Annotated in this window: 10 protein-coding genes; 3 read left to right on the forward strand and 7 right to left on the reverse strand. The window is 39.2% G+C overall.

Annotated features, from left to right (window positions below; genetic code table 11):
- Nucleotides 1-254: 254 nt before the first annotated feature.
- Both GYM62_RS04915 and topA read right to left on the reverse strand, forming a co-directional pair.
- Nucleotides 255-935: an NAD-dependent deacylase gene (locus GYM62_RS04915; protein ID WP_144604327.1), complete on the reverse strand. Its 681-nt coding sequence runs from the start codon at nt 933-935 to the stop codon at nt 255-257.
- Nucleotides 936-1,020: 85 nt separating this feature from the next.
- A complete protein-coding gene (topA, locus tag GYM62_RS04920; protein ID WP_219958554.1) occupies nt 1,021-3,342 on the reverse strand; it encodes a type I DNA topoisomerase in 2,322 nt (773 codons plus the stop codon).
- Between the two features lie 155 nt (nt 3,343-3,497).
- Here topA and GYM62_RS04925 point away from each other — a divergent pair, with 155 nt between their 5' ends.
- Nucleotides 3,498-3,965, forward strand: a complete 468-nt coding sequence (locus tag GYM62_RS04925; RefSeq protein WP_219958555.1) for a histidine phosphatase family protein — start codon at nt 3,498-3,500, stop codon at nt 3,963-3,965.
- Between the two features lie 136 nt (nt 3,966-4,101).
- Here GYM62_RS04925 and GYM62_RS04930 read toward each other — a convergent pair whose 3' ends face one another.
- Complete coding sequence (locus GYM62_RS04930; protein ID WP_219958556.1) at nt 4,102-6,642, reverse strand: M14 metallopeptidase family protein; 2,541 nt, start codon at nt 6,640-6,642, stop codon at nt 4,102-4,104.
- A gap of 164 nt (nt 6,643-6,806) precedes the next feature.
- Here GYM62_RS04930 and GYM62_RS04935 point away from each other — a divergent pair, with 164 nt between their 5' ends.
- A complete protein-coding gene (locus GYM62_RS04935; protein ID WP_255590680.1) occupies nt 6,807-7,541 on the forward strand; it encodes a DUF1080 domain-containing protein in 735 nt (244 codons plus the stop codon).
- 192 nt (nt 7,542-7,733) lie between these two features.
- Nucleotides 7,734-9,077 (forward strand): Gfo/Idh/MocA family protein, encoded by a 1,344-nt coding sequence (locus GYM62_RS04940; protein WP_219958558.1) that lies wholly within the window; start codon nt 7,734-7,736, stop codon nt 9,075-9,077.
- Nucleotides 9,078-9,189: 112 nt separating this feature from the next.
- On the opposite strand, the gene GYM62_RS04945 is transcribed toward GYM62_RS04940, so the two are convergent.
- The 4 genes from GYM62_RS04945 to GYM62_RS04960 form a co-directional block, all read right to left on the reverse strand.
- The gene (locus GYM62_RS04945) at nt 9,190-9,801 is read right to left on the reverse strand and encodes a hypothetical protein (RefSeq protein ID WP_219958559.1); all 612 of its coding nucleotides are present in this window, start codon (nt 9,799-9,801) and stop codon (nt 9,190-9,192) included.
- 779 nt (nt 9,802-10,580) lie between these two features.
- Complete coding sequence (locus tag GYM62_RS04950) at nt 10,581-11,969, reverse strand: glycoside hydrolase family 30 beta sandwich domain-containing protein (protein ID WP_219958560.1); 1,389 nt, start codon at nt 11,967-11,969, stop codon at nt 10,581-10,583.
- 48 nt (nt 11,970-12,017) lie between these two features.
- The gene (locus GYM62_RS04955; RefSeq protein ID WP_219958561.1) at nt 12,018-12,404 is read right to left on the reverse strand and encodes a hypothetical protein; all 387 of its coding nucleotides are present in this window, start codon (nt 12,402-12,404) and stop codon (nt 12,018-12,020) included.
- Between the two features lie 189 nt (nt 12,405-12,593).
- Nucleotides 12,594-13,091 carry a DUF937 domain-containing protein gene (locus GYM62_RS04960; protein WP_219958562.1) on the reverse strand — a complete coding sequence of 166 codons (498 nt, stop codon included), beginning with the start codon at nt 13,089-13,091 and terminating at the stop codon, nt 12,594-12,596.
- Between the last annotated feature and the right edge of the window lie 84 nt (nt 13,092-13,175).

The following is a 13,175-nucleotide window of genomic DNA, read 5'->3' on the forward strand; positions in this document are numbered from 1 at the left end:
TGGATCAGAATCCGGAAGCTTCGCCTGCCTGCCGTGGCTGGGTCTTCGGTCATCGGTCGCCTGTACTGAGCGAAGTCGAAGTATCCAATCGGTCAAACAAAGAAAATATGGCAACTGGCATGATTGCGGATAATCAGTAATTTAAATTTCAATTTATGGTTTTTAGATCAATTGTTGAAATTTTATTTTCTCTAACGAAAATCGAATAAAATTAACAGCTTAAGTTTCCCAAAGAGTATAGGTGAATATTAGGATCAAAGCAAAACCTCTTTGAGGATCTTCATTCCTTCTGTAGCTGATTTTTGAAAATGGGTAAGATTTTTCGGTAAGCTATAAAAGCTAGAATTAGGGTCAATTAGGTAAATCGGGATATTTGAAGGCGCATAATCCACAATACTCGCCGCAGGGTAAACCTGCAAAGATGTACCAATAATTAGAAAAATATCGGCCTTTTGGGCTATATCAATCGCCTCCAGCATTTTAGGTACAGGTTCACCAAACCATACTACATTTGGTCGCAGTTGACTTCCCCGTTCGCATTTATCTCCTTTTTTGATTTCCCAGTGATCCAGGTCATAGACCAAGTTGGGGTCTAAGGAGCTTTGTGCCAATCTCAACTCACCATGTAGATGGAGTACATTTTTGGAACCGGCCCTTTCATGTAGATCATCTACATTCTGAGTGATAATCTGCACATCAAAATTATCCTCCAACTCAACCAATATTTGATGGGCTAGATTTGGTTGGCATTCAAGCATCTGTTTTCTTCTCTGATTATAGAAGTCTTGAACCAAGTCCTGGTTTTTTCTCCAGCCCTCCGGACTTGCCACTTCCATTACATCATGTCCTTCCCAAAGCCCTCCACTGTCCCGAAAAGTTTTAATTCCGCTTTCTGCGGAAACTCCGGCACCTGAAAGAACTACCAATTTTTCCATAAAGGATTAAGATTTTGATTACTCAATGATTTGTAATGTATCATTTAAGTTAAAAAATTAAAGCCGGTTTAAGCCGGCTTTTAATTTACTTCTTTTTCGAAAAACGCCCTTTTTTCTTTGTATCAGGCTGATTTTCTATGATTTCTATGGTTTCAGCATAAGTGAGCTCTTCCGCCTCTTTGTCTTTAGGGATTTTGAAGTTGTTTTTGCCAAACTTGATGTAAGGACCCCATCTTCCGTTTAGGATCTGAATTTCAGGATTTTCATCGAAGGACTTGATGTGCTTTTTGGCATCTGCCTCACGCTTATCCTTGATTAATTGAATTGCTTCCTCCTCTGTGATACTAAGTGGGTCCTGCTCCTTTTGCAAAGAAACAAAAGAGCCATCATGTCTTACATAGGGACCAAATCTCCCGATGGCAGCCACAATTTTTTTATCTTCAAACATGCCCACATCTCTTGGTAACTTGAAGAGTTCCAAAGCATCGTCCAAACTGATGTTTTCAATGAATTGCCCTTTTTTCAAACTGGCATATTGCTTCTCCTCATCTTCATTGTCTCCAATCTGAACCAAAGGTCCAAATCTTCCCAAACGAGCAGTCATGGGTTTTCCTGATTGGGGATGATTTCCTATGAACCTACTGGTATTGACATCCTGTCTTGAAACTTGTTCTGTCTCCTCAACTCGATGATGGAATTTGCCATAGAAGGAATCAATCATATCCTGCCAATCTTGGCCTCCGGCAGCAATGTCGTCAAATTCTTTTTCCACCTTGGCGGTGAAATTGAAGTCAATCACATTAGGGAAATGCTCCACCAAAAAGTCGTTTACTACCATTGCAATATTGGTAGGGAAAAGCTTTTGCTTTTCAGCTCCTGTGATTTCGGTCTTAGTTTCCTCCTTGAATTTCCCTTTGGAAATTTTCATTTCCTGATATTCCCTTGGGGTTCCATCTCTAGATTCTTTGAGGACATAATCCCTTTTTTGGATAGTTGAAATTGTAGGAGCATAGGTGGATGGTCGTCCTATTCCCAACTCCTCCAGTTTTTTCACTAAGGATGCTTCAGTATATCTAGGGGCAGAGCGAGTAAAGCTTTCTCTTCCTTTCATTTCCAGAAGATCCAGTTTCTGTCCTACTTTCAGTGGAGGCAAAAGTGATTTGTTGGTGCTTTCCTCTTCTTCTGGCTCCTCATCGGTACTTTCCAGATAAACTTTAAGGAACCCGTCAAATTTGATGATCTCTCCATTGGCTGTCAAAGTCAATTCAGAGTTGGAAATACCAATATTGACTGTGGTTTTTTCCAATTCAGCATCAGACATCTGAGATGCAATTGCTCTTTTCCAGATCAGTTCGTACAACCTCTGCTCGTTTCTATCGCCGGAAACGCTTGATTTGGAGAAATCCGTTGGTCGGATAGCTTCGTGAGCTTCTTGTGCGCCTTCAGATTTTGAAGTATACTTTCTGGAATGATGATAAGGCTTTCCGTAAGAATCTTCAATGGCACTTTTTGCTGACTGCATAGCATCTTCAGAAAGGTTGACGCTGTCAGTACGCATGTAGGTTATTTTACCTGCTTCATATAGCTTTTGAGCCACAGACATGGTTTGGGCTACAGAAAAGTACAGCTTTCTACTGGCTTCCTGCTGAAGGGTAGAAGTAGTAAATGGCGGAGCTGGTGATTTTTTTGCTGGCTTTTTCTCAAGATTTACAATGCTGAACTCGGCATCAAGACAAGCTTTCAAAAACTCTTCTGCCTCTTCTTTAGTCGGGAACTTCCTTGGAAGCTCAGCTTGAAAAGATTTTCCTTCTACTTCAAATTGAGCAGTAATACGAAATGAAGACTTTGCTTTGTGAGCTTCGATTTCTCGCTCTCTCTCAACAATCAGTCTTACAGCTACTGATTGAACTCTTCCTGCTGAAAGTCCGGTTTTGATTTTTTTCCAAAGAATAGGGGAAAGTTCAAATCCGACTAATCTATCCAAAATCCTTCTTGCCTGTTGCGCATTGACTAAATCATAGTCAATACCTCTTGGATTTTGAATGGCTTTGGTGATTGCATTTTTGGTGATTTCACGAAATACAATCCTCTTAGTATTTTCATCCTTAAGATTCAGAACTTCCTTCAAATGCCAAGAAATAGCTTCTCCTTCCCGGTCATCATCACTTGCTAGGTAAACAGTCTCAGAATCCTTTACTAGGTTTTTGAGGTTTTTGATTACCTCTTTTTTATCAGGGGTGACCTCATAGGTCGGTTTAAATCGGTTTTTGATATCAATCGCTTTATCACCTTTCGGTAAATCTCTAACGTGGCCATAGCTAGAGGCCACTTTGAAATCCTTGCCCAGGTAACCTTCAATGGTTTTTGCTTTGGCAGGTGATTCGACGATTACAAGGTTTTTAGACATAAAAAGCAGTTTTCATTTACCCGAAGGCTTGTTTTGAAAAGCTAAAAATAGACGGCATTGTTTTCACGTGCAAATATTACTCCTTTATAAAGCGTTACTTTGTATGAATAGGTTGCCAATTATTCGCTAAATTATAGAGTAAGCAAAAATCAACTATGAAGAAGTTATTTCTTCTCCGACATGGAGAGGCAGGTTTTGTAGAAGGAAGTGATTTCCAAAGGCCACTTACACCCAGAGGAATAACTACCATAAAAAAAGTTGGAGCCATACTCCAAGAAAGTATCGATGAGATCGATTTGATGTATTGTAGTCCGGCACAACGTACAAGAGAGACCGCCGAATGGTTAGGGAAATACGTATTAATCAAAAATTCTGAGCTTCAACTCAATATTTATAGTGGTGATCTCTCTACCATGATGCAAATGATAGATTCTACTCCCGATGAGGTATCAAGCTGTTTGATTGTAGGCCATAATCCAGTGATAAGCCTTTTGCTATCCTCCTTGTCAGACTCAGAATATATTAATCTATCACCCGGCAACTTGGCTATTTTGGAGTTTGATGTTGAGTCTTGGAAATTAATCATTTCAGGAAGTGGCGACTTGAAGGAAATAATAAATTAAAAAAAAGTCGCAGATGATATATTCTGCGACTTTTAAAAAAGGGATTATTTTCCACCAATAAGGATATTTAACGGCTTATAGGAAGTTCAAAGTTTGCGAAAATGCAAACTTCGGTAATCGGTCTTCCAGCTTTCGTTTAATCCATTTGGTTTCCGAAGAAAATGGCGTTCAGAAATAATTTATTGGTGCCAAACCAAGCTCCTCTGAAATTTGGGCTATCGAAGAAATGAATAACTCTACCTCCGCCAGTAGGCGAGATCAGCACACTCGCGCTTTGCTTAAGCTTTTCTAAATTATCCTTGGAAATATATCCCCCCAAATAAGGGTTTGCAGTATACCTGATTGGAGTCAGATATTTATCCTTACTAGGTTGGATAAAGAGATTGGTGTTTCTATAAACCGGAATGGTTTCATTTCTATATCCGTAGGCAATTGGATGCGTAAGATCTAGTCTTGCCATATAAATACTTCCTCCCACTGCCTTAGCGCCTTCAAAATCTCTCCTTGTTTCAAAAGGAAGCTCTTTAGGTTCGGCTTTTTTCTCTAATTCTACCAGAGACTCTTTGGTAATTTCTTTCTGGTTTAACCAAAGACTCGCGCTTTTCATGGAAATAATAGTTCCACCTCTATTTACCCAGTCCTTTATATGACTTACTGAGGATTCAGATAAGGAACTGTAGGATCCAGATGGCATAATCAGCGTATTGTAGTCGAAAAGGTTAACTCGATTAAACATGTCTGAATTTACCTTGGTAATAGGCATCCCTACTTTGGTATCCATCAAATGCCAAATCTCTCCTGCCTCGTAAGATGAAATACCAGGGCCAACAATCATGATCACTTTGGGTTCTTGAACTGCACCTACCAGATTGGAGCCTAAATCAATACCTGACACATTCAGCCCGGTAGTTACTTTGTAGACTTTCTGGGAGTTCTCTGCGGCGAGTTCTTTCAGGTGCTTTTGAACATCCTCCTTTTTCAGTTTCTGAAAGCCCATAGGGATCATCAAAGTACCTCTGGCGAAATCTATTTTTCCATCCTGAGTTTGAGAGCTAAAGTCTCGGTTGATTAGCTCAACATGAACTCCAGCCTGCTGCAAATCATGCAACATTTTAGGAGCAAAGTAATCAGACCAGTCAATGAGGTAAGCATAAGCATTTCCTTCAGGAAACTCATAAGAAGGCATTGAAGAGTTCAGTACTTCTGTTCCAGCCTTTGCACCAGGGGCGGAGGCAAAAGGAATACCATAGGAAGCTGCCATAGTCCATGCAGAAGCATCATAAAAGACTGAATCCGCAAATTCCTTTACATATTCAAACATGGTTCTCACCATTCTGTATTGAGGTTGGTCGGTGGGAACCACCCAAGATTTGCCTTTTTTGAAGCTTTGTCCTCCAACTGTTAAATCATTGCTGTTTTCATAAACCTTGATTCGGTGATCTCTGAGGAATTGAATGAACAACTGATTTCTGCTGGCATCATAAGGATCTCCGAATACATAGTTTTTTGCCGGATCTTTGGACCCTTCAGAAACTGCTGACTCGAAAAATTCACGCAGGTAATTATGCATGTATTCCCTGTTGTCCAAAGCTGCTTCCATGGTAGCTAGCGAGTTCACCACATGATTCCTAATCGTAAAAGCAAAGCTGATATCACCCCGCTGGCTGGCTTGCAAATGTCCTCTGCTACTGGCTGTTTCAAAGACCAGACCTAATCCTCCGTGAATATCTGGGTAGGTGGATCCATAACCTGGGTAACTATTGTCAAAAACCTCTTTGGTCCAATAGAGACTTCCGATTTCATCCATGTACTTGGCAAAGTATTTAGCAAATCTCGGATTGATATCATCGTAGTTTTTTCTTGGAACTACCGGATTTTCTGATCCATAAGGTTTGGTAGGCTCAAAAAAGTAGGTGCTATTGGTGCCCATCTCATGAAAATCTGTGGTGACATTGGGATACCATTGATGATACCATGCAATTTTTACCTGAGATTCAGGATGAGCTAAAGGCAACCAGTCTCTATTTAGGTCAAACCAGTAATGATTGGTTCTTCCTCCAGGCCAAGCTTCATTATGCTCTCTATCTAAAGGATCTGCAACAGGAGGGAAGCCTTTATTGGAATTAGCCCATAAGCTATGTCTGTCTCTACCATCTGGGTTCACAGTTGGATCAAAATGAACCACAGCATTTTCTCTCAGATTCTTTGCCAAGTCTGATTGGGAAGCTAAAAGCCAATAAGCAGTAAGCATCGCGGCCTCTGCAGACGAAGGCTCATTACCGTGTACGCCATATCCTTGGTGAATGATGGATGGCATCGAACTCACATCGGGTTTCGGTTTGGATGGATCTGCCAATTGCAGTTGCTTTTGACGAATTGCCTCCAAATTGGCCATATTGCTAGCTGAAGCGATAGTCAAAATGATTTTCGGTCTATGTTCATGGGTATAGCCTATGGTTTGGAGTTGAGCCAAATCACTTACAGCATCCAACTTTTCATAGTATTTGACAATCAAATCGTATCGGGTGTGCCAATCACCGATAGGGTAGCCGAGAAATTCTTCCGGGGAAGGGATAGCAGGATCAAAACTTTCGCCTGGAAAGAAGTAATCTACCTGCGCATAGGCTTGTATAAAGGTAAATAAACTGAAAATTAGTGCGGTTAGTAGTTTTTTCATATTTGGTAATTTTCTGAAAATTAGGAAAGGAATTTGGCCTGACAATGAAAAATCCATCAATGGTTTTTTGATTGCGTTCATTTGGGCTTAATTTAATGGACTTAAAAATTTTACCCTAAATAATCTATTGTATGAAGACTTCTTTGAAACTTCTTTTTGTCTGCATGTTTTTGTGTGGATTTAGTGTCACCACTTTTGCTCAAAATCCAACTCCTCCCCAATTACCGCCACAGGCTACTGAGTTTTATACCCCTGTTCCACCTAAAATCAGTCCGGGAAGCCAGAATAATCTTCCTCCCTCTGATGCCATAGTCTTATTTGACGGAACAAGCCTCAATAATTTTGTCTCAGCGAAAGACGGTTCAAGTCCAGCTGAATGGAAAATAGAGAATGGCGAATTGGTTGTGGTGAAAGGAAAAGGTGATATCCAGTCCAAGCTTCCATTCGGAGACGCTCAATACCATGTAGAATGGTCAGCACCTACAGAGATTGTAGGAGAGGGACAGGGTAGAGGTAACTCTGGTTTTTTCCTGATGGGAATGTATGAAGTACAGATTTTGGATAGCTATGAGAGCAAAACTTATACTAATGGACAAGCTGGAAGTATTTACAAGCAATATCCTCCCTTGGTGAACCCATTAAGAGCTCCCGGGGAATGGAATTACTATGATATCATATTCAAAGCACCAAGATTTGATCAGAATGGAATGTTGACTTCACCAGCGACCGTGACGGTTTTGATCAATGGTGTAGTCGTACAAAATAATGTGATTTTAAGAGGACCAACAGAATACATTGGTATACCAAATTATAAGGCACATCCAGAGACATTGCCTATCAAGTTGCAAGACCATGGAAATCCAGTAAGATTTAGAAATATCTGGGTGAGACCTTTGTGATTTACGAATTACAAGTGACGATTTACGAACCTCAAAAATTGAAATCAGCGTCTTTCTAGGCTTGATTCTTTTTTTTCGAAAGAAGAATAGTCTAAAAATTAAGGAAAGGTTTGATGCTAATCACCGCTTCGTAATTCACAAATCGTAAATCTAAAATTCAATTTACTCTAAGCCTAAATAACCTAAAACATCATGTCATCAAGAAGAAAATTTTTGCAAAACACTATGCTCCTAGGAGCTGGTTTAAGTATGCCCAGTATTTTAACAGCGGCGGATTTTGGGACTTTTACCCGAAAAATCAAACCCTCAGATCAGCTCAATTATGGAGTGATTGGATGCAAAGGGATGGGCTGGTCCAATATGAATGCCCATCTAAAAATCCTAAATGTCAACTGTGTGGCTTTGGCAGATGTAGACCAAGCAGTATTGGATCAGAGAACAGAAGATGTTTTCAAATTACGTGGCACAAGACCCAAACAATACAAGGATTACAGGAAAATGCTGGAAGATCCGGATATAGATGTGGTCATTATTGGTACTCCAGACCATTGGCATTGTTTGAATATGGTTGATGCAGTTTCTGCAGGTATGCATGTCTATGTAGAAAAGCCCATTGCGAATACCATTGAGGAGTGTCAGTTGATGGTGAAAGCTCAAGAAAGATATGGCAAGGTGGTGCAAGTTGGGCAATGGCAGCGTTCCGGCTCCCAATACGATCAGGCTATTCAGTATGTTAAATCAGGTAAATTGGGTCAAATCCGATTGGTTAAATGCTGGGCTTATCAAGGATGGATGAAACCTGTACCCGTGCTTCCCGACGGTCCTGCGCCTACCGGTGTTGATTATGATATGTGGTTAGGTCCTGCTCCCAAGCGGCCTTTTAACCCGAATCGATTTCATTTTAATTTCCGTTGGTTCTGGGATTACGCGGGAGGATTGATGACAGATTGGGGTGTACATGAAATAGATATTGCCCTTTATGCCATGGGAGTTAGCGCTCCAAAATCCGTGATGGCTTCAGGTGGAAAATTTGCCTATCCTGATGATGCTTCGGAAACTCCCGATACTTTGCAGACGGTGTATGAGTATGATGGATTTAATATGCTTTGGGAGCATGCTACAGGAATTGATGGAGGAAATTATGGAACTACAGAAGGAATCGCCTTTATAGGAAATAATGCGACCTTGGTGGTAAATCGAGGAGGTTGGAAAGTGATTCCTGAAACAGAGAATATTGACGGGCAAAGAGTACCTAAAGTGGAGGAAGTTCCTCATACCAGACCCTCAGGCCCAAGTGCATTGGATCTACATGCTGTCAATTTTGTGGAATCTGTTATGGCAAATGACCCTAGCAAATTGAGGTGCGCTATTCAAACAGGTTCGGTAGCAGCAATCAATGCCCAGATGGGGAATATCGCATACAAAACAGGTAAAAAAGTATATTGGGATGCTACCAAAAATCTATTCACCGATGCGGAGGCAAATCAATTGATCAAAGCCAATTATCATAATGGCTGGAAGTTGCCGCTTGTTTAAAGATTGGATGATTAAAAAAAGAAAAGGCATGGACCCCTAATCCATGCCTTAAAGTATTTTAAAAAATAATCAACCCATTAAAACCTTAGAATAAAAGTCATTCAGCTAAACTTTACTTGTTATCCATTTTGGAGGCAATCTCATCTGCAATGGCTTTTAATTCTTCTTTGGTAAATTTTTTACCCATCCATTTTGAAGGATTGTCTTCAGCTATTAATTGACTTGTATATGACTTTTTAGCAGGGATAGTGAAAGAATAATCAGAATTTGATGATTCTTTTACTTCAAAATAAATAGTTGTTTCGCAACTTGATTCATCAGAAACTTTTACGAAATAAGAGCCCGGTTTTAGATTTTCTGCAACCTCTTTATTCTTTAGGCCATGACTCCACTCAATTTTCAATGTTGAATTATCGAAATTTTTAACTCCTAACTTGGCAACACCCAATTCGTTGGATTCAATATTAGCATTTTTAATTTCTACAATCTCTGCCAAAATCGGCATAGGAGGTTGCACCACAAATCTTTCTTCCAGTTTGTTTCCATCCTTGTCTTCAATAAAAACTGTGTATGTTCCAGGATTCAAGTCACTTAGGATTTGATCAGAAACTTTATTTCTTGAGGATATCTTATAAGGAGGATTTCCACCTTTAACGTCTACGAAAGCATAACCCTTGTCGTCAAAACTGCAAAGTTTAAGCTTACCAGTAATATTTACTCTCAATACAGCATTTTTCTCATTTCCCTCATCATCTTTTACAGCTGCGTAGCTGAAAGTTGAAAGGCCTAGAAAAAAGAACAGGATACTAAGTGTCATTTTTGCTTTCATGATCCTATTTATATTGTCTTTTGAAGTTCATTAATTTGTTTTTCATATAACCTTTATTGAGTTATATGTTTTAGAATAATATTTTATGTATTTTAAATACAACAAAACGATATTCTACATATTTACATTATTTATATTATTATATACTGTAAAATCATTAACTCCAAATAATGTTCTTCAAATATTTTTAAAATATTGAATAATATTTTTCTCAGAACTTACAAATGGGAGAGGGTTTCATGCACTGATTTGATCCAAACATAGTTTTTGTCATGTAAAGACGACTCTTATATATGTTTTTAAAAAAAATCTAACTAGATAGGATTTGTTCCTTTGTTAGATTGCTGAGGGATTAAATTGGAGATTTTAATAATTGAAAAAATTTATATCAGCTTTTACATTAGAATAAAGTGTGAAGAGCCAGAATTCTGTTTTAATGAGTGGTTTAAGAAGTTTTTTGTCTTTCTAACCAGTTGGTGAGTTTCTTAACAATGCCACATTGCGGAGAACCAGAATTCTTTATCTGAAAAAAATAGCTACACTTATGATTTGTGAATGTAGCTATTGTTTTATTTGAAGATCCATTTATTTGATAGATCAGCAGAAACTCGATTCAGACATTGTCAACTATTTAAAAAACTTCCACTGACATGAACTCTGAAAACTAGGTTACTTTATTCCCAAATCCAAGTGCCCACCGAACCTGCAGGTAAGGAAACATCAAATACTTTGCTTCCTTCTTTGATTTGAAAGGCCTTAAGCTCGGAACTTTCATTGATGGCAATTAATACGCGTTTTCTATCCGGCCTCAAAAAGGCCACGTTAGGTAGGTCTGAGATCTCTGGGCTGTCAATTCTAAAGGAACCTGGATCAACAAATTTGCTTGCATGCGCTATAATATAATATGCAGGATTTCTAGTCACTTCCTCACCATCAATTGTCACTGCGCCCAAGCACCTGTCGCAACCTCCTCTGTCGGTGTGTGGAGTTAAAGTGGGGTTGGAGGTAAGGTTCCATTCCAACACTGTTTTAGCCCAATTTCTGGTAGCCCCTATAATCAGGTTTTTTGTGTACCAAGCCAGATCACCTGGAAGATTTCCCGGTGCACCAATCCATTGCTCTGTGAAGTAGATGTTTTTGTCGGGGAAAGCCTGATGAACCTCCGATAAAGCTTCGATTTTGCCTCCATATAAATGAAAAGCAGAGCCGTCTATATATGGATAGGCAAGTGAATCCTCTAATACTGTAATTGGATAGTCAGGCCTATCGGCATTATGATCGTAAATGACAATTTTGGTTTGAATTCCAGCCTCTTCAAAGGCAGGCCCCAAATGTTGGCCAATAAACCTAGCCTGCTGTTCAGGCAGCATTAATAAGGATGGATTATTTCCAGGATGCAGCGGTTCATTTTGAATGGTTAAGGCATGAATAGTGATGCCTTGCTCTTTCATTGCCTTTATATACTTCACTAAGTATTGGGCATAGGTGGGTTCGTATTCTTCCAGTAATGATCCACCTCTTGTATCTCGGTTGTCTTTCATCCATGAAGGAGGGGACCAAGGTGAAGCCATCAATTGAATTTTTGGATTGATGGCTAAAATTTCTTTTAAGATTGGAATTACATCCAAAGTGTCTGGACCTAGTGTGAAAAACTCTAATTCAGGATCTACGCCTAAAGAATCTGATAAATCATTATAGGAAAAAGGATATTCATTCAAATCTGAAGCTGCAACTGATAATCTTAAATAGGAAATTCTGATAGATTTTTCATCGTCTCCAAAAAGCTCTTTTAGCAAATCAAGTCTAGCAGAGTCACTCATCCCTAAAAGGTGTTGAGCGCTTCCTTGAGATAAAGTAAATCCAAACCCATCTATCTCCTGATAAATGATCTCAGGATCTACTTCTAAACTCTGCTCTGACTCTGAAATGAAATATACATCTTGCTTTTCGAACAAGATGGGTTGATTGGGATCAGTCAACCAAAACTCAATTTCCTGCTTAGGTTTAGTGCAAGCGAAGCTTGCAATTAGGAGCAATAGATAGGGTAGTCTTTTCATAGGCATAAAAAAAGCTCCAAAATAAATTGGAGCTTGAATTTGTGTTAAATCATATCAGAAAGCAAGAGCTGCTAGTCCCAATTTTGATTTTAAGGGATTAATGCCCTTGGTTACTTGGCTTGTGTATTTTTGAAATAAAGCCTGAGTCAGCAATTGAGTCAGGAAACTGTTTCTTTTTTCCTTCAGATTCAAAAAGCCAGCTTTTTTATCCTCATCTGAAGCATCACTCTTATTGATATTCATCAGCTGATCTACAAAGCTCTTGTTATTATCCATCAGTTTACTTTCCTGATCCTGATTTAAGCTTAATCCTTTGGTATTATTCAGCACCTTTAAAACCTGCGCAGCCATATCCATTTTAGGAGCTTTCAGAGTTTGTGATTGTGCTGTGAAAGCAAATAAAGAAAGGCAAATAATTGTAAATACTATTTTGATTTTCATTTCTAAACTTTTTGGTGATTAATATTATCTGATATGAGATTATGCCACAAAACAACTTATACGTTATAAAAGCAGCTTAAAAGTCCAATTCTACCAAACATCGGTCATCGGTCATCGGACACTTTTATCTCCCGTTTTCGGTTCTCCAACTTCACTTTCGATGCTCGCGGAATTCTGGGGAGTTAAAAACTACTTAAACAACCCTTTACCCATTCCCATCAGGCCCCCTAGATCCATTCCGCCTTTATCTCCTCTGCCAAGTAATGTACCTAGAATATCAGCACCTCCGGCTCCAGGGCCTCCCTGAAGAGCCTTAGCTACAGAATTCATGATGTCATTATTCGCCATTGGAGCGTCATTGACTCTTTTATTAAAGAAGTTCATGATAAAAGGTAAAGCGGTCATTGCAATGCTCATAGCTTGCTTGCTGTCTATTCCTAATTTATTCATCAAACCGCTGGATAAATCCCCGGCAAGGTTTTGTACAACCGGACTGTCTGGATCTGTATCATTTCCTGAAAACATTTCCTTAACCGCATTCAAATCTCCAGCTTTAGCCTTACTCTGAAGAATATTCGAAAGGGTAGATTCAATTGCACTTGCTGCACCCGGTCCGGCATTAACTCCTGAGTTGGACAGTAATTCTTGTAAAGGGCCATCGGCCATTTTTAATAGTTGGTCAATCATAGTCGTTTTTTTTATTCTTTAAAATGGCGATTTTGGCCCTTTTTTCCTAATTGAAATGAAAAAGCTCTTGGTTTCCCAAGAGCT

The organism is Algoriphagus sp. NBT04N3 (assembly GCF_019443765.1).
GTDB classification, from domain to species: Bacteria; Bacteroidota; Bacteroidia; order Cytophagales; family Cyclobacteriaceae; genus Algoriphagus; species Algoriphagus ornithinivorans.